This window comes from Mesorhizobium sp. P2_A8 (genome assembly GCF_056404935.1).
On the sequence record NZ_JBFUDB010000002.1, the window covers coordinates 434850 to 458411 of the forward strand.

Sequence of the window (23562 nt, forward strand, 5' to 3'; positions counted from 1 at the left end):
GACTGAGCCTCCGGGTGGCCATGAGGCTGTCCGGAGGTCCGCTGCGATCGAATTTTACGGATGAGAAATATGACCAGCTGGATCAGAGCCTGCAACCTCGACGACATCGAACAGGAAGGCGCCCGCCGCTTCGACCATGAAGGCCGGACCTACGCGGTCTTCCGCTCACCCGACGACGAGGTCTTTTGCACGGACGGCCTGTGCACACATGAGGCCGTCCATCTCGCCGACGGGCTGGTCATGGACTACGAGGTGGAATGCCCAAAGCATGCCGGTGCCTTCGATTATCGCACCGGCGCGGCCAAGCGGCTGCCGCCTTGTGTCAATTTGAAAATCTATCCGGCGAAGGTGGAAGAAGGCTCCATCCTGGTTGCGATGCCAGTAATCGGAGCCTGAAGATTGGTGAGGTGATATACCTGCTCCTACAGTGCTTTGGGTCAGCAGGTATCGCTGATGTCGGCTTCTGATGTTCCCTGCTTACAAGCAGCAAGTCCGCTTGCGGCCCAAAAGCCGCCTGCCAGCAATGCGCTTCATCTCGGTCGTAGAGTTCAATTCTGTGGTTGCCCGAAAGCAGACATATCCGGTGACCACGCTGGAGGTCGGGGTTGCGCCAGGAACGGACCTGCCCTCAACCAGCTCATTTTCTGGGCTTCATATTCAGGGTTGTTGCTTCACTCTCCTCGTAGCCTGCTGATATTCGAGCACCAGTCGCGGCTATTTGGGCCTCTATCCGATGGACAAGCGCGACATAACGGGGATGAGCGCGGATCGAGTCGAGGTCACTATCCTGACGCATCCAAGGCATGCGCAAAATGAGGTAGGCATGTGATGCAGTTAGCTGACGTTCCAGGCAATCGATAGCCTGCTCCGTCTTGCCCAGCTTCGCATAAAAACAGCCTATGTTGTACTGAACCGCAATGTTGTCTCCGGCGAACATTTCAGCACGGGAGGCCCACGACAGCGCGCGTTCAATCTCGCCAATTTCCGCCAGCATTGTGGCGCCGTAACATAGCGCGGTGGCATTGTCGGGATGCGCTTTGACTTCCTTTTCCACACCCAGAACACCTTGCCTTGCTGCTTCCTTGGCGTCGTCGCTGCGGCCAAGTGAAACATAGACCATCGCTAGATTGGTCCAGACCCGATAGTCATCGGGTGACAACGATGCGGCACGCTGGTACAGAGCAGCAGCTTTCTCGTATTGACCTTGAATGAAACAATTCCGGCCGTAAGAGAAATAGGTATCGGAAGAACTGGCGTCTAACTCTAAAGCTCGCTCGAACTCCACTTCCGCCTCGGCATACCGGCCATGTACGAACAAGGCCCCGCCACGTGATGCGTGGGCGTCGGCGAGACCTGGCTCAAGTTCCAGCGCCCGTGTGCTGTTGGAAAGGACTGCCTCAAAGCTGGCGTCGGGATCGTTGCAAGTCAACAGAAGCCACTCACAATCAGCCAAAGCGGCATAAGCGCGCGCATAATTTGGGTCAATTTCAACAGCTCTGGCAAACAGTCGCTGCGCTGTTTTGATAAACTTGGTCTCGACTCCCCTATTGAGGAACGACCTGCCCATCAACAGCGTCTCGTAAGCCTCTGGGTTGTCGGTCGAGCGGTTTGTAATTGTCGCCAGTTCTTCGGGCAACAGCTTCACTTTGAGCACGTCGACTATAGTCTTGGAAATCTCGTCCTGCAGTTTGAAGATATCGTCCAGCGTCCGGTCATATCGCTCGGCCCAGATATGGTCACCGCCACGACCATTGATTAGCTGAGCCGTGATACGCACTCGCCCTCCAGCCTTGCGTACACTTCCTTCCAGGACGTAGGCGACATTCAGCTTCTTCGCCACCTCCTCGATCAATACCGCCTTGCCCTTGAAGGTAAAGACGGTATTGCGCGCGACGACGGAGAGTCCGGACGCTTTCGAAAGGTCGGTGATAATGTCCTCGGTGATGCCGTCGGAAAAGTACTCCTGCTCGGGATCGCCGCTCATATTCGCAAAGGGCAGGACCGCAATCGAGGGTTTTTTCGGGAGTGCAGCCGCGGGTTGCGCCGCACGTCTGCCGGTCCCGCCTGTTCCGGCGCGATAAACCCGCACTGGCTTTGCAATGTTCTTGAGTGTGTGCTCGCCCAGATCATCGAACGCCAATGCCAGCTTGCCGGTGACATGATCGTGCACAGTGGCGGAGACGTAGATGCCGCCGGGCTCAGCCAGACCCTCCAGCCGCGCGGCCACGTTGACACCGTCGCCATAGAGATCACTGCCCTCGACGATGACGTCGCCCAGATTGATGCCGATACGCAGGACGATGCGGTAGGCCTCCGCCACGCTCTCGTTGGCCCCGGCAAAACCCTTCTGTAATTCGACGGCGCATTGGACGGCATCAACCGCACTGCCAAATTCCACCAGCACACCGTCGCCCATCACCTTGACCACGCGGCCGTGGTGCTGGGCAACTACTGGAACCAGAACATCGCGCCGCCGCGCTTTGAGAGCGGCCAGTGTGCCAGCCTCGTCGTGCTCCATGAGGCGCGAAAAGCCAACGACATCAGCAGCCAGAATCGCGGCAAGGCGGCGTTGGGTTCGAATCTCGGCCATGCGGATTGAATACTTTCAGAAAGCCCGGCACCTGGGATTGTATTGGTACTCTGGCCTACAGTCTATCCGGCCCGACTTCCGAGATGGGTCAGATCGCGTCGATGCATGGGGGCGCCTGAACGTCCGCTTCTCACATTCCAAGCCTCCAAGCCGCAAGTCCGCTTCCGGCCCATTGCGGCCATTCCGGAATACGGCTCCGACGGCCGCTTGTGTTCGCAAGGGGCCATTGGGGTCGGACAAAGTCCTGTGCCGGTTCGCGGGGCCATGCGGAACGATACGGGAAAGTTTGTGATTTCGGCCCACGAAAAATTCAATAAAATCAACGATCTTAGTACGTCCTCCGGGCCTACCAAAAGACCTATCTAAGTTATTGGTTTTGCTTTGTTTTTATGAGGTGGCCCACAACGTGGACTCGAACCCCCTCTTTCTGGCTAAAAACTACCCCCAGCGATTTTCCTATGGATCTCAGAAATTGCCGGAGGCGATGTGCATTGTTCCAGGGGGTCGAATCGCGAGAGTGCTGCCGTCCTTCACTCAATCAACAAGACCATCGATTCCGGCTGCGTTGTTTTGCCTAAGTAGATATGCCCACGTGCAGGTCTGTCATCGGGCTTGAAGAGCGTGCGTTGCGTCAAAGCGAGCCAAATACCAACTTCGCGGCAACAAGATCCGCCAGGCCTGAGCCCACCGCTTTGAAAAGTGTGATCTGTTGTGGATTGTTTCGCTGGCGGACCGCTCCCGTCGCGAGCTCCGCTAGGGTGCCGCGGATATGATTTGGCGAGATCAGCGCGCTCGCAATGGCTGGCTCAAGTCTCCAGCCTCATGCAACGCCTCTGGGGTGTCCACATAGACAGCTGCACGCAGCACGGCCTCAGAGTCGGCCTCGCGCATCTTCGGCGTGAATCCACCAATCAGGTCGACATGCGTCCCTGGTAAGAGCCACGCTCCTTGGATCAAAGGTGATGTCGCAAGCGTTGCCGCACTGACTATGTCAGCATTTCTGACGCCCGCTTCGAGGTCGCTCTCGACGGACGCCGAAAACCCTTTGTCTGTGAGATCGGCAACCATACGGGCGGCGCTCTCCCAATTGATATCCCAGACGGACACCTCGGCAATCGGACGGACGACGCGATAGGCCTCAGGGATGAGACTGGCCACACGGCCTGAGCCCAGGACGAGCAGTTTTCGGGAGTTCTCCCGGGAAAGATAGCGCGCCGCAAGCGCTGATGTCGCCACCGTCCGCCGCGCAGTGATGACGCTGCCATCCAGCATAGCCAACTGCTGTCCCGTATCGCCATCGTAGAGCACATAGGTTGATGTGAGGCCGGCCAAGCCCTTGGCCGTGTTGCCCGGGAATACGGTCACAAGCTTGACCCCGATATATCTGACTTCATCGGAGCCGCTGCTCCAGGCAGGCATCAGAAGCAAAGTTGCGTCGGGCTGGCCTTCTTTCTCGATGGTGTGATGGTGGCGCACCGGGACGACACAGCCCTGAGCGAACCCGCGATTGAGCGCCTCTATCAATCGATCGTAGTCCAGGTGAAGCGAAGTTGTATCAGCATCGGCGATTTTGAGCATGGTCACAGGACCGAGCGCAGGAAATCGGCGGTCTCAGATTTTTGTGGGCTGTCGAATATCTGCCCTGGCGTGCCGATTTCGTGGATCTGCCCCTGGCAGAAGAAGGCGACACGATCCGACACTTCACGCGCGAAGCGCATTTCGTGTGTCACCACGATCATCGTCATTCCCTCTTTCGAGAGCATGCGAAGCGTGTCTAGAACCTCGCCGACGAGCTGAGGATCAAGCGCGGACGTCACCTCGTCGAACAGCATGTAGTCGGGTGACATGGCGAGCGCTCGGGCAATTGCCATTCTCTGCTGCTGGCCGCCGGAGAGACGCGACGGAAACGCCTTCAACTTTTCACTCAACCCGACGTGGCCGAGCTGTTGGACGGCAATGGCCTCCGCCTCCTGCTTCGACTTGCCCAGCACCTTTCTGGGGGCGAGCATGACGTTTTCCAGGACAGTGAGGTGTGGAAAGGCATTCCACTGCTGGAACACAATGCCGATCCTGCGACGAAGCTTGTTCAAATCCGTGCCCTTGGCATGGACGTCGATGCCGTCGACGCTGATGCGGCCCTTTTGAATGCCCTCAAGGCCGTTGATGCACATCAGCATGGTCGACTTGCCGGAGCCCGACCCGCCGATCATCGACAGAACTTCGCCTTTGTTCACGTTCAGGCTGACGCCCTTGAGAACGTGCAGAGCGCCGAAGTTTTTGTGGACGCCTTCTATCTCGATCATTGTATCCGCCACCTCTTCTCGAGCTGTGCTCCGAGCCTCGCAATCGGGAAGCTCATCAGGAAATAGATCACGCCGGCGATGGACAGGATCAGGAGCGGCTCCTGCACTCTGGTCGTGACGATCTGCGAACTTCGCAGGAGTTCGACGATGCCGATCCAGAGCACCAGCGCGGTGTCCTTCATCACCCCGAGTGCCAGACCGATCCAGCTCGGAAACACGATCCTGGTTGCCATGGGCAAGGTGATGGACACGACCTCCTGAAACCAGGTCAGCCCAAGCGATCGGGCGGCTCGCCGCGTGGTGGTGGGGACTGCCGTCACGCCGCTTCTGACGATTTCCGTGCAGAACGCGGCGGCGTAGATGCCCAGGCAAAGGCAGGCCACCAGATAGGTCGGCCAATGAAGGCGAAACATGCTGTTGAACGAATTGAACAGCACCAGCTGGATGAGCAGCGGAACGGACCGAAAGATGTCGAGGACCCCACCGATCGGCCAGCTGACCCACCAGGGCGAACCGGCCCTGGCGAGGCCGAACAGGACGCCAAGGACGGTACCGATGGCGACGGAGGCCAAGGTGATGGTGATGGTGGTGACAGCGCCATTCAGCATGAAGAGAATGTCGCTCCAGGACAGTGAGGCGCCAAAAAACATTTCGCAGCTCCTCAGTACCGAAACAGGCGCGACGCAATCAGGCGTGCGCACAGCGTGAAAATTTTCGAGATGAGGTAGTACAGGCAGGCCGCGACGAAGAAATATTCGAAGGTCCGATATGTCACGACGTTCAATTGCTGCGTGACGCCGGTCAGGTCACTGGTCAGGCCGACAATCGTCCCCAGCGATGTCATGAGGATCGACCAAACCATCTGATTGGTCATGGCGTGGAACACTGCGCGCAGCATCTGCGGCAGCACGATGTGCCACATGGTGCGGATCTGCCCCAGGCCCAACGAGCGCGCCGCGCGCGTCTGGGTCTCCGGCACAGCGGAGAAGCCGCCGCGAAAAGTTTCAGCCAGGTAGCCGGCATTGTTGAAGGTGATGCCGAGCAGCAGCGCGGAATAAGAGTCGACGCGAAGGCCAAACGATCCGAGCCCGAAATAGATCAGGTAGATTTGAAACAGGGCAGGGGTGTTTCGCGCGGTCTCGATCCATATGTCGGCCAGAGCCGTGAGTGTCTTTCCGCCCGATCTTTTTGCGAGCGCCAGCAGGATGGCGAAAACCGTGCCGATGGCCATCGCCAAGGCCGCGATTTCGAGGGTCACCAACGCGCCCCACAGCATCTCCGGCAGCGAGTGGAGCACGGGACGCCACTGGAAGGTGTATGCCATGCTAGGCTCCTTCTTGCGGATACGGGTTGGTGTCGCCGAGCGTCGCGGACGCAATCACAGACTGCGTCCGCGACGGTGCGAGCTTGTTATCGATAGACGCCTGCAACGCTAAGATCGGGTGCCGGGCCGCCTTCTGTCCCAACCCATTTCTTGTAGAGTTCGGCGTAGCGGCCGGAGCGCACCTGCCGGTTCAGGAACAGGTTCACGTAGTTGAGCAATCCCTGCTCGTGGCGCTGAACCAGGATCGCGCAATAGTCGGCGTCGACAGGAGCGTCACCGACGATCTTCAGGCCGGGATATTTGCCGGACTGAATGATGGCGGTGGCGATGGTCGAGGTCGTGTAGGTCGCATCGATCTGCTTCTGGCTCAACGCCAGGAAGGTGTCCGATTGCGACTGGAAGGTCAGCATCTTGCCGTTCGGGTCGCTGAAGCTTTTGACAGTCCCTTCAAGAGCAAGGGTCTCATAGGCGCCTGCCGGCCCGCCGACGGTGTGTCCCTTGATATCGGTCGGGCTATTGATGCCGGAATCTTCCCGCACCAGAACAATGGTCTTGAAGACGAAATAGGGGATGGAAAAACCGATCGTCTTCGCCCGCTCCAGGGTGTCCGATGCAACGGCAATGCCGACATCGGCTCGCCCTGAAAGAATAGCGGGAATTCGATCGGGGTCAGGCGTGTCGACGATCTCGGCCTCCACGCCAAGCGCCTTGGCCAGATCATTGCAGTAATCGACGTCGAAGCCGATTGGCTTGTTGTCCTTGTCGCGCGCGCCGTTGGGCGGGAAATCGAGCTCGATCGCGCAGCGCAGCTTACCGGCCGAGATGATGTCGTCGAGCTGGTCGGCATGTGCAGCGGTCGTGAGCCCGGAGGCCAGGGCGGCAGCGAAAATGAAGGGAGCAATGCGCATTTCAGTTCCTCTCTTTTGTTTGGTTTGCAGCCTTATGGAATTGATTGGCCGATATCGTATCTAGAATATCGTATACGATGCTATTGTACAAGGAAGCCATAAGTGAGCGGATCGGCCTCATCGATGACCCAGTTCGCGAAGCCGCAGATCGAGGCTCGCCCGCTCACTTCGGGGATGACGGCATCGAACTGCCCAACCTTGGTTTCGCTGAGAACGCGGCCTTTGAAGATCGTCCCGATAATCGACTCGTTCACCAGGGTCTCACCGACGGACAGCTCGCCACGCAGGTAGAGTTGCGCGAGCCGGCCGGCTGTCCCCGATCCGGTCGGAGAGCGATCGATCGCCCGATCGGCGTAGACGCAGCAATTGGCCTGCGTTGATCCCTGGTGCCGAGGAGCGCCGTAGACCATGACGCCGTAGACATCGTTGAACTCGGGAATTTCGGGATGAACAAAAGGCATCTTGGCGTTGATGGCAGCCTTGATCTCGTAACCAAGCTGCATGACCCGCTGCAGATCCTTTTCACGGATGGCGACATCATGGGGGCGCCCATCGACATAGAAATAGGTGGCGCCGCCATAGGCGATGTCGCCGGTGACCTGCCCAAACGTTGGCGTCTCAACGGTGACGTCCTGCTTGAATACAAATGAGGGCACGTTCACGAATCGAACGGAGCCGACCCGTTCGCCATCCCATTCGACGAAGGCTTCGATGAAACCGCAGGGAGCGTCGATGCCGACGCGTGTCTCCGGGGACACCCGCTCGATCCAGCCCAATTCCACGGCAGCCGTTGCAAGTGCGATGACCCCATGGCCGCAATGCGGGCTGTAATCCGTATTGTTGAGGAAGATGATGCCGAAATCGGCACCTTCACTGACAGGTGAGGTCAAATAGCCGCCGTAGAGGTCCTTGTGGCCGCGAGGCTCAAGCATCACGGCGCGTCTGTAATGATCGGCGTTTTGCTTCAACCAGGTGGCACGCTCCACAATGGTCTTGCCGGGGATTTTCGGAAGCCCTTGCGTGACAAGTCGGAATGTCTCGCCGCAGGTGTGCAGCTCGACCGTGTTCAAAGACCTCTCGTACTTCATCTTACTCCCCAAAGCGGTGTCTCTCGCCAGTCCATCGCGGAGTGGCGGGCAGGCAAGATTCATCCACATCCACCTGGATGCGCTGATCCAAAGCGAAATGCTAAAGAGTCATCGGTGACGCTCATTTAGAATATCGTATACGATAAACGGATGGCGTCAAGAGAGAAAGTTGCGGATGTGTCGTCACCGGTCGCGAAGCGTCTATTTGCGAATGTTTGCCAGTAGGGATGCGCATGCCTTGGTGATGTGGTCGTGCAGCAATCGTGCTGCGCGCTCGGCATCGCCATCGCGACACGCAGCGAGAATCTCGCGATGCTCCCTGTCGTCGACGCCGGTCCCGCCCGACAGTGTGAGCTGAATGCGCAGATAGCGCTCGATCCGGTCGTTGACAGACCGAATGAGGTTCATGAGGAAGGGCCGGTCGGCATCCTCATACAGGCAGGAATGAAATTGCCAGTTGAGCTCGGCCCACCTGGCCACATTGGTCTCGCGTGCGAACGCGTCGCAATATTGCTCGGCCCGCCGGAACGTCTTTGCCGTCATGTGTGGCACGGACAATTTAAGCGCGTTCGACTCCAGCATCGCTCTTACCTCGAAGATCTGCGCGATTTCGGGCTCCGAGACACTTTTGACGACGGCGCCACGGTTGCGCTGGAACTCGACTAGGCCTTCGGCTTCCAAACGCTTCAGAGCCTCGCGAACGGGTATCTTGCTGACGTCGAAAAGCTTTGCGACATCGTCCTGCCGGATGGGCTCGCCTTCGTCAAATTCGCCTGTGACAATGGCTTCGCGTATGTGCTTGGCGATGAGGTCGGAAGCCGTCGGGGCTGAGCCGAGAGAGGGCAGACCTGCTGGATTTAATGGCAATGGGAACCTCCAGGTTCACAACTTGCTGCGCGTGAGTGGAATCACGGGATGACCAACTTCGTCTGACATACTATTCAGTCCGTATACAATATTCCCGACAAAATTGGCTTGGGATTGCGCGTTGGGCGACCGGCAAACAGGGCCTGTTGACAAACGAGTATCGTATACGATATTCGATCTAAAGATAGCGCGAACCCCGAGCCTTTGCAAGCTTGGGCGCGCGTTGGTCGAATGGCGGCTCGTTGCTCTAACCCTGGTACGACATGCTCAACCCCCAGCATCCTCTGCCCGCAATCATCGGCTACGTTGCGCCGCTGAGCGCAAAGGCGGGCGACGTTCTTGAGTTCAAGATCTCGTCCGGGGGCAAGCGGGATGTGGGGGCAAGTGTTGTCAGACTCGACTGCTGCGATCCCAATCCGGCCGGCCCAGGAACGAAAAGCGAAAGCGTCGAATTTGGATTGGAACAGCGGTATCCGGCAATCGAGCAGACGGCTTACTTAGGCTCCTGTGCCGTCGGACCGATCTCGCGGCCGTCCGAAACCTCGGGTCTGGTCGTTCGGCTGATTGTCCAGCCAAAGCTCTCAGGCGCTGTTACTCAGACAGTTTTTTCGCTGCAGAATTCCGATGGCTCAAAGGGCCTGGCCCTGGTTTTGGTCGACGGAGCTCTCTTTCTGAAGCGTTTGCGGCAGCCCGAGACCACTGTCGACCTGAAGCTCGCTCTGCGCCTGAACGAATGGACCGACCTCGAGGTTGCATTCGACGACAACGGTGTTTCGGTCCGCAGGTCGGCTACCCACAATGGCCAAAATTCAGAAACCGCAGCGGTGGCAACCGACGTCGTGGATGCGCTTCGCAGTGTCGATCACATCTGCTTTGCCGCCATCTGGATTGGGCATGCCGAAGATTGCTTCAACGGATCGATTGAAGCGCCGCGGGTAAGCGACGCGAATGGAAATGTCCTCGCCAGCTGGACCTTTGCCAATACCGGTCGCGAGTGGATCGAGGACGATATCGACCGATCGCGCCGTCTGACGCTGATCAACATGCCGACGCGCGCGGTGCGGTCGTCAAGCTGGACCGGTCGCAGCATGGATTGGAAGGTTGCGCCGCAGGATTATGCGGCAATCACCTTCCATGCCGACGATCTGAGCGACTGCAAGTGGGCGACAACGATCGCGGTCGAGGTGCCGGCGGGTCTGCCCTCGGGCGTTTACGCTCTCCTGGTCGACAACGGAATCGGCACCGACACCATCCCATTTTATGTCCTGCGCGATCCGGGCTTGCCCAGGCAAAAAATCCTGTTCCTGGCGCCAACGTTCACCTACATGGCCTACGCCAACCATGCCCGGGGTAATTTCTCCGGCGCGCTGCAGGCGCGAGTGGAAGAGTGGAACGCCTATCCCCACAATCCCGATAATATCGGCGCCTTTGGTCACTCCACCTACAATCGCCATCCGGACGGATCGGGCATAACCCTGTCATCGCGGTTGCGGCCGATCATGACAATGCGCCCGCGATATCTCACCTATTTCGACGCCAATGGTTCCGGGATGCGCCATTTCTCCGCGGACTCCCATCTGACGGACTGGCTGAGGGTCAAGGGCTTCTCGTTCGATGTCTTGACCGACGAAGATCTGGATCGCGACGGCACGGCTGCGCTGTCCGGATACGATGTGGTCCTCACTGGGACTCATCCGGAATATCACACCCGTCGGACGCTTGAAGCGCTCATCTCTTACCGCGAGGGTGGCGGTAAGCTGATGTATCTCGGCGGCAACGGCTTCTACTGGAAGATCGGTCGCAATCCGGGCGAACCTCATATGATCGAGATACGCCGGGCAGAAGGCGGCATGCGCGTCTGGGCCAGCGAGGCCGGCGAATACTACAACCAGCTTGACGGCGAGTATGGCGGGTTGTGGCGGCGCAACGGCATAGCGCCGCAGAAGATCGCCGGTGTCGGCTTCACCGCCGAAGGCGCCTTTGAAGGCACCTACTATGTTCGCACCAAGGAGTCGTTTGAAGCCGATCTTGCATTCCTGTTCGACGGGATCCCAAGCGATCAGAAAATAGGTGACTTCGGCCTCTCCGGCGGTGGCGCTGCGGGATTTGAAATCGACCAGGCCGCCGCGGATCTTGGTACGCCGGATTTCGTGCGCGTCGTCGCCGTGTCCGAAGGCCACGGGCCGACATTCGAAACGACGTTTGAAGAGCTGCTACTACCCGGCGTTTTCGACGGCGGTCCACGACCCTACGGCGGCATCCGTTCGAACATAGTTTTTGGGATGGCCGACAACGGCGGAGGCTTGTTCTCCGTGGGCTCGATCACCTTCTGCGGCGCCCTTTCGCACAATGGCTACGAAAACAACGTTTCGCGCTTGCTCGAAAACTGCCTGCGGAAATTTCTTGAGGCGCCTCAATGACAACGCGACAGGCTGACTTCCACATCAGTTTCGATGAGCTCCGATTGCTCCTTCGCGACATTTTTCTCAACAACGGAACTTCGGGCATTGTTGCCGATAGTCTCGCCGCGAATTGCGCCGGCTGTGAGCGGGACGGTGCGATCAGCCACGGCATATTTCGAATTCCTGGGTATATGGCATCGATCGCAACCGGATGGGTCGACGGAAAGGCCACGCCAAACGTCAATCCGGTCAGCTCTTCCTTCATTCGCATCGACGCGCGCAACGGCTTTGCTCAACCGGCGCTGGCTGCCGGCGCGGAGGCGATCAAGACTGCGGTGGAAGACACTGGCATCGCTATCGTTGCCATTCGAAATTCTCACCACTTCAGCGCGCTCTGGCCCGATGTCGAACCTTTTGCCCGTGAAGGCCTCTTCGCGCTCAGCTTCGTCAACGGCTTGGCCAATGTTGTTCCTCATGGCGGCCATGCGCGGGTCTACGGAACGAACCCGATTGCCTTTGCAACGCCTGTCGCGGGCGGCGAGCCGCTCGTCGTCGATCAGGCGACAAGCGTGATGGCCAATGGCGAGGTCAGACTGCACGCTCTTGCCAACACCCCGCTTCCGCTTGGGACCGGGGTCGACAGTGCGGGAAGACCTTCCACCGATCCTCACGCGATCCTGGCTGGCGGAGCGCTCAAGACGTTCGGCGGCTACAAGGGCTCATCCATCGCGCTGATGGTCGAGCTCATGGCCGGCGCGCTGACGGGCGGTCAACTGTCCTTCGAAAACGACTTTGGCGATCACACTGGCGCTCAGACGCCGAAGGCCGGACAATTGATTTTGGTCATCGACCCAGCGCGTGGCGGCAATGCTGGATATGCCGAGCGGGTCTCGCATCTTTGCTCACGATTGATCCATGCCGGCCAGGACAGATTGCCGGGTCAACGACGCTACGCAAACCGCCTCAAGGCGGGGCGCTTCGGCATTCCAATCTCGGAAGGCGATCTTGTTCGACTGAAAAGCTTGGCTGCCTGACGAAACGTTTTTTCGCGGACGAAACGCGAAATCGGAATCCACCACCAATGTCACTGGGAACGTCATGACCAATCTCACTCAAGACAGAAGCCGCCTCGTCCTCAAGCGGTCGCTTACATCCTTGCAGATCGACCAGCTGGTTGCCCTGTTCCAGACCGAATGGTGGACAAAGGGCCGAACCCGGGCAGACACCGAAAGAGCCCTGCAAATGGGTGGGCCGATGTTCGCGTTCGTGGATCCCGAGGGCGACGATCTCGTTGCATTCGCCCGCACCACCACCGACGGCGTCTACAAGGCGATGATCTTCGACATCATCGTCAAGGCGACATGGCGCGGCACGGGGTTGGGCGCCCTGTTGATGGAGACCGTGCTGAACGATCCAGCGCTCGTCGATGTCAAGCACCGAGAGCTCTACTGCCTGGAGGATATGGTGCCTTTCTATGAAAAATGGGGGTTCACGGACAAGCTGCCGGGCCTCTATTTCATGAGGAAATCCGCCTGACGGCGCAAGGTCAGGTCGCCTCTGCCTAAGGTGTTCCGGTGCAGCAGATATACTGCTGATTGGAGCGCATTCCCTCTGATCATTCCGAAATGAGCGAGTGTCGTTGATGCGCACCTCGAAAGTGCTTCACGTCGTAAGTTGTCACGCTGCAGGCGAGGTCGGTGATGTAATCGTCGGCGGCGTTGCATCGCCGCCCGGCGAGACCGTCTGGGAGCAGGCCCGGTTCATCGCCGCCGATCAGACCCTGCGAAACTTTCTTCTCAACGAGCCTCGCGGTGGCGTCTTCAGGCATGTGAACCTGCTGGTGCCGCCCAAGACGCCAGGCGCGCAGTTCGGCTGGATCATCATGGAGCCAGCGGACACGCCGCCGATGTCAGGCTCGAATTCGATGTGCGTCGCCACCGTTCTGCTGGAGACGGGCATGGTGCCGATGCAGGAGCCGGAGACGCGTATGGTGCTGGAGCCGCCAGGCGGGGTGATCGAGGTGACCGCACGTTGCCGAAACGGCAAGGCCGAGAAGATCAGCGTGCGCAATGTCGCATCGTTCGCTGACAAGCTCGATGCCCGGATCGAAGTGGCAGGCATTGGCACTTTGACCGTGGACACTGCCTATGGCGGCGACAGCTTTGTGGTTGTCGACGCCGAGGCGCTCGGATTTGCGTTGCGTCCTGACGAGGCGCGCGACATGGCAGAGTTGGGTGTCAGGATAACCCGGGCCGCGGATGAGCAGCTCGGCTTCTCACACCCTGAAAAGTCTGATTGGAACCATATTTCGTTCTGTCAGTTCGCCGGCCCGGTTTTTCAGGAAAACAATACACTTACGGGCGTCAACGCAGTTGTCATTCGGCCTGGAAAAGTCGATCGCTCGCCCTGCGGCACCGGCTGCTCGGCGCGAATGGCGATCCTGCATGCGAAGGGTCGCCTGGGTATCGGACAACGCTTTGTGGGAAAATCCATAATCGGGTCTGAGTTCGACTGCCACATCGATGCGGAGATCTCAGTTGAGGGACGAGCCGGAATTGTTCCGGTCATTTCGGGAAGTGCTTGGATTACGGGGATTCATCAGCACATGCTCGACCCACGCGATCCGTTTCCCACCGGCTACAGGGTTTCTGACACTTGGCCGGCTGAGAGTATCAGCTGAATCCTGAGCCCGCAGACAAGCACCATGCGCGGAACCATACGGAACGATACGGGAGGATTTCTGATTTTGGCCCACGAAAAACTCAATAAAATCAACGATCTTAAGACATCCTCCGGGCCCACCAAAACTCTAACCATTTTATATCACTTAGCCTTTTGACTCGCAGCGCTCTCGCTTTTTGGATTCGAACCACTTCGGGTCTTTCGAAAATCGAAAGTTCCACAACACGCGAGTGGTGGGAGCTTCGTGATAGATACCAGTCCCAAGAGCCCTGAAAGACTGAACGGACCACCCCGGCACTCAGGATCCAGTAGTTAGCGGCTGGCTTAGATCGTTCGGCGTCGCAACGACACGGATCGAGCTCGCGGCAAATGATCAGATGCAGCCCTCCTGTCCGGGTGAGCGAATCGGGAGCAGAAGCCTTCCAAAGGCGCATGAAATAGTCCGGGACCGTCGGCTGAACTCTGCGCCGCCACCAATATGTGGCGAAGTGAGTGTAACTCGACGGGGCCAACCCGTCGAACGCCGCGCCGTGCGATGGCCATTCGCTAAGCCGGTGACGGAATTTGCGTCGGCGGAGTTAATCACCTTCACCACCGCGGCGTGCTGCGAGAGGGCCGCGCAATGGCTTCTTGGCGGATTTGCCGTCGCGTTCAGGGTGCATGACATCGTCCAACCCTAATAGACGTTTCTGTTGTCGATTCCGGTCAGTGGCTGTGTCCGAAAGGGTGCCCGTTTCATACGTCGGCATAATAGCGCGCCGGACTTGCTCTGTTGTTAGCTTGCTTGCCGTTGGAGCAGTTCAGAACGGTTTCAGGGAGACAACCATGCGAGATACATCCTCGCAATTCAGTCACAACGGTCCAGATGGGGCCGTTCCTCCACATACGCGGATCGACACCCGCCTGTTGTCATCGATCGTTCATGATTTCAACAACCTCCTCACGCCGGTCGTGATTGTCCTGGAAGACTTGCAGCGCCGCCGCGCCGGCACGTCGAGAGAACTCGGAAAGATCGATGCAGCGATCTACTGCGCGTTTCGTGCGAAAGTCGCCGCCCGGCAACTTCTCGAACTTGCGAATTCGCGGCCGGCACGACCGGAGCCGACGGATATTCGCCAGCTGCTCGAGCAGTTCCAGGTCGTACTTGCGAACGTCCTCTCACCAAACATCAGGCTGACCCTGCACGTCGCGGGCAAACTTTCACCGGCCTTCATCGACCGGGAACTCGTCGAACGTGCACTTCTTATTCTCGTCCTAAATGCACGCGATGCGATGCCTGCTGGCGGCGATATCTCCATTGCCGCCGCTTTGGAGTTTCCACCTTCGAGCAAAATGGGTCGGCCACAGCGGATGATCCGGCTGTCCGTCTGCGACAACGGTGTCGGGATGGATGACGGGACGCTCAAAATGGCGGGTCGGAAGAATTTCTCGACAAAGGCGAACGGAAGCGGCCTTGGCCTCGCGATCCTCAGGCGGATCGTGGAGAATTTGAGTGGCGGGCTCTCGATAATCAGCACCTTCGAACATGGCACTACGATCGATCTGTGGCTGCCAGCAATCTCCGCGGATTCAAGCAATTGAATTCAAACTAGCCAGGAAAGGAATGCAACGATGGAAGTTTCTGCTCTGCTCGCAAAATGCTTGGCGGCGCTTCGAGAGTTCTTGGCACCGAGCTACAGGCCGGAACTGCATTACATGCGTGGCACCCGCCGCGCACATCCACAAACGATCTTGGTCGAATCCAAACGGGTGCTGCCGCTCTTGCGCCACCCTCCTCGATAGGCTCGTCAATTCGTCTGCAGTGAATTGAGAGCGTTTGGCGGTTCGCGATCCTCCCAAGTCAGGTCCGATTCCTGTCTGAGCCGCCTGAGTGATGGCGAGCCAAGTGCTCGCCATCGCTCGCCCACATCGCACTTAACAGCCCCTAACCCGTCCTATCGAAAGTTTCGGTGCCCATCAGGCACGTACAAACCAGAGTATTTCAAATGACTAAGATCGCAGTTACCGTCGCCGCCATTCTTCTCGCAACAGCCGCCGCGTTCGCCGGTAGCGACCACTACGGGTCGGAGAATGTCGACAGACCGCAGTCGCCTGTCGGAATCGACCACAGCGTCACCGCCTCCACTCGCACCCCGGTCAATCACAACAACCCGGACTCGGCTACTGGTGTCTTCCAGTCCGAGCCTGGCCAGGGCATATGGGGCCGCTGAGCCGTCCCAGTCACCCATGACCTGATGTTACGAGAACAGAAGTGACCAAAATCGCACTTGCTGGCGCAGCGGTGCTCGCCATGTCCGGAATAGCCCTTGCCGGCAGCGACCGCTTCGGGCGCGATCAATAGCGACCACTCGGTTTTTGTCGACGAAACCTCACCGCATCGATCCACAAGCCCACCACGGGCGAGCATATCATTGTCGACCCCAGGACGATGACTGTGGTGCCGACCAATGAATCCTGGCCAGAATTCAACCGGGGAATCTGGGGCAACTGATCTCGACAACTTTTTGCAGCACCAACGCGGCGACCCCATGTTCGCCGCTTGTCCACGACCGTTTCAGCACTGGCGCATGTTGATAGAGAACGAGCTATCCCGCAACGGCGTTCGGAGCGCGCTCGAACTTTCGAGATCGAGGAGCTGTTGGATGCGATGGTCGTGCCAGAGCGTTGCCTGACCCAAAAGAACCAGTCTCCCACTGGAACACATGCCGCCGGCCTATAAACGCTGGATCGGGCGCCCTTTCGGCGATAGTCGCAGGATCCGGGCGAACTGTTGCCTCCTCGTCGCGGCGCCCTCGGTCAGTAGGAAAAGCGGGCGTTCAATACCTCCGTATATGCTTCCTGAGTGAACGACTTAGGAAGACTGGCTAAATGGCAAATGCGGGCTCGCCGCAGGCTGTAGGTATTCTAGTAGCCAGGGACTTTCGCGTACCGCCGTCCCTAGCCGCAGCGATCAAGCGGAAACACAATTTGTAGATCCACGATACGACGGGATAGGCAAGCCTATCTGTTTGGCAGCGTAGCCTTTTTAGTCACCAGGTGCGACTTTTCGGAGGCGATCTTCTTGCTGAAGCCGCTGACACGGTGATGCCGATGCCTGGCTCTTTGGAAGACATTGGATCATGCACACAACCCATAACCACCGATCTACAGGAGTTTTTCTCATGCTACCTCTGCTGCAGGCATTGCATCGAATTGCTGCCCAGCGCGGCGATGGATTGCGCCCGGAATTTCTGCGGATGGCAGGGGAGGGAACACCCGGACGGACTATTCCGATTCAAACAGAACTCGCTGCGCTGTCTGGCGATAACCGCGCTCCTGTCGCACCGAGGGATGCTTCGAGCGGGGAGGAAATTGCGGCATGCGAGCTTGGTCTCACATTGCGCAACTCGACCGAACGTTTCAGGACGTCCTTGCATCCACACTACCAGCCGGAGCTCCACCACATGCGCTGCCCGGGGCCTGCCTGCGGGGGCTGTGCATGTATGGTCGACGCAGGATGCGTATCGCAAAAACTGCGCGGCGAACATCGGCAATGACGCAGCACCTTCTCGATCCTGGAGCTACTTCCAGCGCTGCGGCTAGGGGCGACCTTCGATCTCCAGTTTCGGCCCCTTTGCCGCTCCTGGCGCCGGTGACCTCGAACGAAATCGTATCGCCGACGGGGCGTCGGAGCTTCAAGCGTGTCCTTGCCGCCGTTGCGCTTTTGGCGGGCACAATTGCTGGCACCTATTACGGCCACGATTACTGGACGACAGGCCAATATCTGGAGTCGACCGACGACGCTTATGTGAAGGCCGATTCGACGACGGTCGCACCGAAGGTCTCAGGTTACGTCGCCGAGGTGCTGGTCCGCGACAACCAGAAGGTCACGGTGGGACAGGTGCTGGCACGCATCGACGACCGCGACTTCCGCGCCGCGCTCGACCAGGCCGAGGCCGACATGCGGGCCGCCGAGGCGACCGTCCGCAATCTCGACGCACAGATCGTTCTGCAGCGGGCGCTGATCGAGCAGGCGAAGGCAACGGTCGCTGCAACGCAGGCCTCGCTGAGGTTCGCGATGGCCGACGCCGACCGTTACGCCACGCTGGCCAAGAGTGGCACTGGCACAGCCCAGAAGGCCGACGCCAGCCGTGCCGAGGCGGATCAGCTCGCCGCCGGGCTGGCGCGCGACCAGGCTTCGGTGGTTGCTGCTGAGATCAGGATTGATGTTCTGGCCACCGAACGCGACAAGGCGCTTGCGCAGGTGGACCGGGCGGAGGCCGCGGGCGAGCAGGCTAGGCTCAATCTTTCCTATGCGACCATCACTGCGCCGGTCGACGGTACCGTTGGCGCGCGCACGCTTAGGGTTGGCCAGTATGTCGGGGCCGGCACGCAGTTGATGGCAGTGGTGCCGAATGCCGTTTATGTCGTCGCGAACTTCAAGGAGACCCAGCTCACATATGTTCGCGACGGCCAACCGGTACGTGTTGCCGTCGACGGCTTCCCTGGCGTCGAGCTGGAGGGCCACGTCGACAGCCTGTCACCGGCAAGCGGCCTCGAGTTCGCGCTGCTGCCGCCCGACAACGCGACCGGCAATTTCACCAAGATCGTGCAGCGCATCCCGGTGAAGATAGCGATCGACGACCACGAGCTCGGTGGCCTGCTAAGGGCCGGAATGTCGGTCGAACCGACCATCGACACCAAGGCAACTGTGCTTGCCGCGAATGGCAGGTCCGCACAGTCCGATACGCTCTCCCTCAATTGGAACGCCGAGGCCGCGACGGGGCGCACCGAGTAGGAATTCGCGAGCATCTAGGCTCGTCTTCCCTGCACGCTAGGAGTGGCAGCCGTGACAAGCATCGTGTCGTCGATCCCAACTCCGGCTCGAACTCCCCGGAACGAGACCGCAACCGCTGGCACTGCCGCCTCGCCGCGGGTTTGGGTGGCGGTGGTCGGCTCCACCCTCGGCGCCTTCATGGCCGTGCTGAACATTCAGATCGTCAATGCCTCGCTGGCCGACATCCAGGGCGCCATCGGAGCCGGCATCGACGATGGCGGCTGGATCTCGACCGCCTATCTCATCGCGGAGATCGTCGTAATCCCGCTGACAGGATGGCTGTCCCAGGTCTTTTCGCTGCGCAACTACCTCATCGCCAACGCACTACTATTCCTCGCCTTTTCAGTGGCTTGTGCCTTTGCCGCCAACCTCGGGCAGATGATCGTCTTGAGGGCCATCCAAGGTTTCACTGGCGGCGTGCTTATCCCGATGGCCTTCACCATCGTCATCACACTGCTTCCCAAGGCCAGGCAGCCGATCGGACTGGCGCTCTTCGCAATGTCAGCAACGTTCGCGCCAGCGATCGGCCCGACAATCGGCGGCTATCTCACCGAGAACTGGGGCTGGCAGTATATCTTCTACGTCAACCTGGTGCCCGGCGCGCTGATGGTCGGCATGCTGTGGTTCTCGCTCGACCGCCAGCCGATGCGGCTCGCCTTGCTCGGCAAGGGCGACTGGTCCGGCATCGTGACCATGGCCGTCGGGCTCGCCGCGCTGCAGACCGTGCTCGAGGAAGGCAACAAGGAGGACTGGTTCGGCTCGCCTTTCATCCTGCGGCTGGCGATCGTCGCGGCCGTGTCGCTCTCGCTATTCGTCTGGATCGAACTCACCTCGAGCCATCCGCTGCTCAACCTGAGGCTGCTCGTACGTCGCAATTTCGGCTTCGGCATCCTGGCCAATTTCATGCTGGGAACAGCACTCTACGGGTCGGTGTTCATCCTGCCAGTCTATCTCGCGCGCATCCAAGGCTACAATGCCGAGCAGATCGGCATGGTACTCGCATGGACCGGCCTGCCGCAGCTCGTGCTGATCCCGCTGGTTCCTTATCTGATGCAGCGCTTCGACGTGCGCCTTGTGATTGTGACCGGCTTTGCACTCTTCGCCGCCTCGAATTTCATGAACGTGCACATGACCGCCGGCTATGCCAGCGACCAATTGTTCTGGCCGAACATTGTGCGGGCCATCGGCCAGGCTCTGGTTTTCGCACCGCTCTCGGCGATCGCCGTATCAGGCATCGAGCAGGAGAACGCCGGCTCAGCATCGGCTTTGTTCAACATGATCCGCAACCTAGGCGGCGCCGTCGGCATCGCTCTGCTGCAGACCTTCCTCACCAAGCGCGAGCAGTACCATTCGAACGTGCTGGTGCAGTCGGTCTCACTGTTTGAAGAGGCAACGCGTTCCCGCAGCGAGAGGCTCACCGCCTACTTCCTGTCGCATGGCGTTAGCGACCACGCGCTGGCCGCGCATAAAGGGGTGATTGCGATTGCACTGAGAGTCCGACAGCAGGCCTACATTATGGCTTTCAGCGACACGTTCTTCCTGCTTGGGATTGCCTTGGTGATCGCGCTCGCAGCCACTCTGCTCCTGAAGAAGCCCGGCCGAATCGAAGCCGGCGGCGCGCACTGAGCGACTTGGCCAACGCGATCAGCCAGACTAGACACGGCCGACACGGCTTCGCGTTAAGTCTCCGACTGTCGCGAGATCAGCTCTTGATGCATATCCTCCAAGGTTGGTGATTGTGACCTATCACCATCCGAGAGGGACCCCACCTGTTCAGGCGTCCACTTCACGCCGTACCCGCATTCCTCATTTGCTCGATCGACCGGCGCGCCGATAAGAGCCATCAGAACGCTATGTTGAGGGCGCGCGTGAAGTCGACTGCATCCAAGGCCGTGGGCGGCTAATACCGCTGAACAGGATGTCCCACGCGCTGGTGTAGCGCCGACAGGCAAGAGGCACGGCCGCCATTAACTTGGATTAAGCGAGCCTTCTGGGGTCACCCACGCTCGCGAAGGGTCTGCCATAGACCTTTGCATGGCATGACCGACGCTTCCGTTCGATGGTCGCGCAGGCTGCTGCGGCGCAATCTCCTCAGCAGACGCCGACCGGCTGTCCATGGAGGCGCGTGCCATTCCACGGGGGCCAGCGGTGGAGGCGGCCGATATGGCCGTGGGAAAGGCGATCAACAGGAGACAAAGATGAACACAAACATCAGCATGGACGACATTTCACACGCCGGTCGGCCGGGTCCTGACGAGCTGGTTCCGTCGCGCTACGCACTCAAGGTCGGCGAGATTGACGTGTTGATTGTCAGCGATGGAATACTACCAATTCCATCCCAGACTATGGCATACAATGTCGACCCGGCCGTCCGGGCAGCCTGGCTGGAGGACGAGTTCCTGTCGCCGGAGATGCTCGAGTGGCCGCTGAACGTGGTCGTGGTGCGCAGCGGCGCCCAGACTATTCTCGTCGACGCCGGGCTAGGGGCGGACCCGGACTTGCACTTGCCGCGGGCCGGCCAGTTGATTCATCGACTGGAGGCCGCCGGCATCGATCTCGCATCAGTGACCGACGTGGTGCTGACCCACATGCACATGGACCACATTGGCGGGCTGCTCGTCGACGGAGTGAAGGAGCGGCTGCATCCGGACCTGCGGATTCACGTGGCAGCCGCTGAGCTCAAGTTTTGGGAGTCACCCGATTTCTCTCGCGTCTCCATGCCACAGGGGTTCCCGGACGCGCTTCGGCGTGCTGCCAAGCGGTTCGTGCAGGACTACCGCAGCCAGCTACGCACGTTCGAGGACGAGCACGAGGTGGCGCCAGGCGTAGTCGTCCGCCGTACCGGCGGCCACACCCCCGGGCACAGCGTGGTCCGCCTGGCGTCCGGCGGCGACCGGCTGACGTTCGCCGGGGACCTCGTATTCCAGGTCGGGTTCGACCATCCCGACTGGCACAATGGCTTCGAACACGACCCCGAGGAGGCGGCCCGCGTCCGCGTCAGCCTTATGCGGGAGCTCGCGGCGAACCGCGAGCCGCTGGTGGCCACTCACCTGCCGTTCCCGTCCCTCTGCCATGTGGCGGTGGACGGCGACGCCTTTCGTTGCGTTCCGGCCGTCTGGGACTACTGACCGCTTGCCGGGCTAGGACCGAACCAGCCCAGACAACGTCACCGTCGAGAACCATAGCGCCATGATCGTCTGTTCGTGCAATGTGTTGACCGATCGGGATGTCCGCTCCGCCGTCACGGCGGGGCGGCGGCGCTCGACCAGCCAGGTCTATGGCCGTATCGGCCGCAGCCCCAAGTGCGGCCGCTGCGCGCTCACCATCCGCCACATGATGGACGAGGCGCTCGGCACCGCCCGTGCGGCATCCCGCAGAGGCTGCGCGCGGTCCTCGCAATCCTGAGTCGTCTGCCGCCTGCCGACCTTCTGGGAGTATTGAGCGCCTTTTAGGATTAGCGAGGTGGGAGCCAGGAATCCGGCGCGCCCGGCACGACCTGGCGGCGATGTTTGTCCTGATTGCCAGGCCGCTCATCTTTGCCCTCTTGTTGGCTTGTCCGGCACAGGCGCAGGCGACCGTCCCGTCTGAAAAGGTCAAACAGCTCATAGCCCGGCTTTCCGTGGGTTATGAAGACCCATACCGAAGTATAGGCTGGGCATCGAAACCTCTCTGCTGGATCGCACTTTGGCGTAGTAGCGCTGCCGATCCTAATTCCGCTATCTAAGTTCATGGTGGCGTCACACGTTGGAGGGGGCATGTACGGGACTGCCTGTCGCTCAATCGGCTCCCAGCGGCAGGCATCAAGCGCAGGTCATTGGTTGACGTGCGGCGGATGCGCGGTTGATAATATACTGTGTAAATGCAGCCAATTTCGTATCCAGCAGATCTCCCTGAGGCGAGGATCATGGGCGCGCTAGATTCAGCACCCCGAGGATTTTCAGGAAGCGATGGCAGCCCCATAGCGATTCTCGTCGATGATGACACAGAGGTCCGCGATTCCCTCGAGGAGTTGCTGAATTCGGTCGGCATTGAGTCGATATCGTTCTCTTCGACCCAGGAAGTGCTGGATGCAGAGCTTCCCGATCGCCCGGCTTGCCTGGTTCTCGATGTGCGAATGCCGGGTCTGAGCGGCCTCGATCTTCAGCATCTCCTAGTGACAAAGGGCATACAGACGCCGGTTGTGTTCCTGACGGGCCACGGCGACATCGCCATGAGCGTGCAGGCGATGAAAGCGGGAGCGGTTGACTTCCTGACCAAGCCTGTGCGCGACCAGACCTTCCTCGACGCAATATCGGCAGCCGTCGCTGCCGATATTGCCCGAAGAGCCGCGGCGACCGTATCGCGCAAGACCATGGCGCTTTACGAGACGCTCACTCCCCGCGAGCGTGAGGTGCTTAGGTTTGTAGTCTCCGGGGCGATGAACAAGCAGATCGCTTTCGATCTTGGCATCAGCGAAATCACCGTGAAGCTCCATCGCAGCAACATGATGAAGAAGATGAATGTAAGGTCCCTCACGCATCTGTTGAGTGCTTGGCAGTCTCTGCCGGCTGAGATGCGCTGAACGCCGCTTGAGATGCGGCTC

The 23562-nt window shown here is 59.5% G+C and carries 19 protein-coding genes and 1 pseudogene; 12 read left to right on the forward strand and 8 right to left on the reverse strand.

The window, feature by feature from the left end:
• Positions 1–69 precede the first annotated feature (69 nt).
• The gene (locus tag AC1D10_RS08755; RefSeq protein ID WP_477270635.1) at positions 70–396 is read left to right on the forward strand and encodes a MocE family 2Fe-2S type ferredoxin; all 327 of its coding nucleotides are present in this window, start codon (positions 70–72) and stop codon (positions 394–396) included.
• Between the two features lie 241 nt (positions 397–637).
• Here the strand turns inward: AC1D10_RS08755 and AC1D10_RS08760 are convergent, their stop codons facing one another.
• From AC1D10_RS08760 to AC1D10_RS08795, 8 genes and pseudogenes are all read right to left on the reverse strand, one after another.
• On the reverse strand, positions 638–2590 hold the full coding sequence (locus AC1D10_RS08760) for a tetratricopeptide repeat protein (RefSeq protein WP_477270637.1): 1953 nt from the start codon (positions 2588–2590) through the stop codon (positions 638–640).
• A gap of 631 nt (positions 2591–3221) precedes the next feature.
• Positions 3222–4168, reverse strand: a pseudogene (lhpI, locus tag AC1D10_RS08765) (bifunctional Delta(1)-pyrroline-2-carboxylate/Delta(1)-piperideine-2-carboxylate reductase).
• Positions 4169–4170: 2 nt separating this feature from the next.
• Positions 4171–4893, reverse strand: coding sequence for an amino acid ABC transporter ATP-binding protein (locus AC1D10_RS08770; RefSeq protein ID WP_477270639.1), 723 nt, complete (start codon positions 4891–4893; stop codon positions 4171–4173).
• Positions 4890–5543, reverse strand: a complete 654-nt coding sequence (locus AC1D10_RS08775; RefSeq protein WP_477270641.1) for an amino acid ABC transporter permease — start codon at positions 5541–5543, stop codon at positions 4890–4892. The genes AC1D10_RS08770 and AC1D10_RS08775 overlap by 4 nt, the downstream gene beginning before the upstream one ends.
• A gap of 11 nt (positions 5544–5554) precedes the next feature.
• Complete coding sequence (locus AC1D10_RS08780) at positions 5555–6217, reverse strand: amino acid ABC transporter permease (protein ID WP_477270643.1); 663 nt, start codon at positions 6215–6217, stop codon at positions 5555–5557.
• A gap of 86 nt (positions 6218–6303) precedes the next feature.
• Positions 6304–7125 (reverse strand): transporter substrate-binding domain-containing protein, encoded by an 822-nt coding sequence (locus AC1D10_RS08785; protein WP_477270646.1) that lies wholly within the window; start codon positions 7123–7125, stop codon positions 6304–6306.
• 80 nt (positions 7126–7205) lie between these two features.
• Positions 7206–8276 (reverse strand): trans-3-hydroxy-L-proline dehydratase, encoded by a 1071-nt coding sequence (gene lhpH / locus AC1D10_RS08790; RefSeq protein ID WP_477270648.1) that lies wholly within the window; start codon positions 8274–8276, stop codon positions 7206–7208.
• Between the two features lie 138 nt (positions 8277–8414).
• Positions 8415–9080, reverse strand: coding sequence for a GntR family transcriptional regulator (locus AC1D10_RS08795; protein ID WP_477270650.1), 666 nt, complete (start codon positions 9078–9080; stop codon positions 8415–8417).
• Between the two features lie 263 nt (positions 9081–9343).
• Between AC1D10_RS08795 and AC1D10_RS08800 the strand changes: the two genes are divergently transcribed.
• The 11 genes from AC1D10_RS08800 to AC1D10_RS08850 all read left to right on the forward strand — a co-directional run bounded on the left by AC1D10_RS08800 (position 9344) and on the right by AC1D10_RS08850 (position 23541).
• Positions 9344–11500, forward strand: coding sequence for a N,N-dimethylformamidase beta subunit family domain-containing protein (locus AC1D10_RS08800; protein WP_477270652.1), 2157 nt, complete (start codon positions 9344–9346; stop codon positions 11498–11500).
• Positions 11497–12516, forward strand: coding sequence for an Ldh family oxidoreductase (locus AC1D10_RS08805; protein ID WP_477270654.1), 1020 nt, complete (start codon positions 11497–11499; stop codon positions 12514–12516). Before AC1D10_RS08800 ends, AC1D10_RS08805 begins: the two co-directional genes overlap by 4 nt.
• A 64-nt stretch (positions 12517–12580) precedes the next feature.
• On the forward strand, positions 12581–13018 hold the full coding sequence (locus AC1D10_RS08810) for a GNAT family N-acetyltransferase (protein WP_477270656.1): 438 nt from the start codon (positions 12581–12583) through the stop codon (positions 13016–13018).
• Between the two features lie 106 nt (positions 13019–13124).
• Complete coding sequence (locus AC1D10_RS08815; RefSeq protein ID WP_477270658.1) at positions 13125–14162, forward strand: trans-3-hydroxy-L-proline dehydratase; 1038 nt, start codon at positions 13125–13127, stop codon at positions 14160–14162.
• A gap of 827 nt (positions 14163–14989) precedes the next feature.
• Entirely contained in the window at positions 14990–15745 is a 756-nt protein-coding gene (locus AC1D10_RS08820) for an ATP-binding protein (protein ID WP_477270660.1), read from the forward strand.
• Positions 15746–16149: 404 nt separating this feature from the next.
• Positions 16150–16374 (forward strand): DUF680 domain-containing protein, encoded by a 225-nt coding sequence (locus AC1D10_RS08825; protein ID WP_477270662.1) that lies wholly within the window; start codon positions 16150–16152, stop codon positions 16372–16374.
• Between the two features lie 1322 nt (positions 16375–17696).
• The gene (locus AC1D10_RS08830; RefSeq protein ID WP_477270664.1) at positions 17697–18941 is read left to right on the forward strand and encodes an HlyD family secretion protein; all 1245 of its coding nucleotides are present in this window, start codon (positions 17697–17699) and stop codon (positions 18939–18941) included.
• A gap of 42 nt (positions 18942–18983) precedes the next feature.
• A complete protein-coding gene (locus tag AC1D10_RS08835; protein WP_477270666.1) occupies positions 18984–20606 on the forward strand; it encodes an MDR family MFS transporter in 1623 nt (540 codons plus the stop codon).
• 572 nt (positions 20607–21178) lie between these two features.
• Positions 21179–22108: an MBL fold metallo-hydrolase gene (locus AC1D10_RS08840; RefSeq protein WP_477270668.1), complete on the forward strand. Its 930-nt coding sequence runs from the start codon at positions 21179–21181 to the stop codon at positions 22106–22108.
• 61 nt (positions 22109–22169) lie between these two features.
• The gene (locus AC1D10_RS08845) at positions 22170–22385 is read left to right on the forward strand and encodes a (2Fe-2S)-binding protein (protein ID WP_477270670.1); all 216 of its coding nucleotides are present in this window, start codon (positions 22170–22172) and stop codon (positions 22383–22385) included.
• 499 nt (positions 22386–22884) lie between these two features.
• Positions 22885–23541 carry a response regulator transcription factor gene (locus AC1D10_RS08850; RefSeq protein WP_477270672.1) on the forward strand — a complete coding sequence of 219 codons (657 nt, stop codon included), beginning with the start codon at positions 22885–22887 and terminating at the stop codon, positions 23539–23541.
• Positions 23542–23562 lie beyond the last annotated feature (21 nt).

Coding starts and splice junctions, on each gene's coding strand:
- AC1D10_RS08815 (WP_477270658.1), top strand. CDS start 13,125: ATGCGCACCTCGAAAGTGCTTCACGTCGTAAGTTGTCACGCTGCAGGC.
- AC1D10_RS08800 (WP_477270652.1), top strand. CDS start 9,344: ATGCTCAACCCCCAGCATCCTCTGCCCGCAATCATCGGCTACGTTGCG.
- AC1D10_RS08840 (WP_477270668.1), top strand. CDS start 21,179: ATGAACACAAACATCAGCATGGACGACATTTCACACGCCGGTCGGCCG.
- AC1D10_RS08775 (WP_477270641.1), bottom strand. CDS start 5,543: ATGTTTTTTGGCGCCTCACTGTCCTGGAGCGACATTCTCTTCATGCTG.
- AC1D10_RS08810 (WP_477270656.1), top strand. CDS start 12,581: ATGACCAATCTCACTCAAGACAGAAGCCGCCTCGTCCTCAAGCGGTCG.
- AC1D10_RS08755 (WP_477270635.1), top strand. CDS start 70: ATGACCAGCTGGATCAGAGCCTGCAACCTCGACGACATCGAACAGGAA.
- AC1D10_RS08770 (WP_477270639.1), bottom strand. CDS start 4,893: ATGATCGAGATAGAAGGCGTCCACAAAAACTTCGGCGCTCTGCACGTT.
- AC1D10_RS08850 (WP_477270672.1), top strand. CDS start 22,885: ATGGGCGCGCTAGATTCAGCACCCCGAGGATTTTCAGGAAGCGATGGC.
- AC1D10_RS08845 (WP_477270670.1), top strand. CDS start 22,170: ATGATCGTCTGTTCGTGCAATGTGTTGACCGATCGGGATGTCCGCTCC.
- lhpH (WP_477270648.1), bottom strand. CDS start 8,276: ATGAATCTTGCCTGCCCGCCACTCCGCGATGGACTGGCGAGAGACACC.
- AC1D10_RS08820 (WP_477270660.1), top strand. CDS start 14,990: ATGCGAGATACATCCTCGCAATTCAGTCACAACGGTCCAGATGGGGCC.
- AC1D10_RS08760 (WP_477270637.1), bottom strand. CDS start 2,590: ATGGCCGAGATTCGAACCCAACGCCGCCTTGCCGCGATTCTGGCTGCT.
- AC1D10_RS08780 (WP_477270643.1), bottom strand. CDS start 6,217: ATGGCATACACCTTCCAGTGGCGTCCCGTGCTCCACTCGCTGCCGGAG.
- AC1D10_RS08805 (WP_477270654.1), top strand. CDS start 11,497: ATGACAACGCGACAGGCTGACTTCCACATCAGTTTCGATGAGCTCCGA.
- AC1D10_RS08825 (WP_477270662.1), top strand. CDS start 16,150: ATGACTAAGATCGCAGTTACCGTCGCCGCCATTCTTCTCGCAACAGCC.
- AC1D10_RS08830 (WP_477270664.1), top strand. CDS start 17,697: ATGACGCAGCACCTTCTCGATCCTGGAGCTACTTCCAGCGCTGCGGCT.
- AC1D10_RS08785 (WP_477270646.1), bottom strand. CDS start 7,125: ATGCGCATTGCTCCCTTCATTTTCGCTGCCGCCCTGGCCTCCGGGCTC.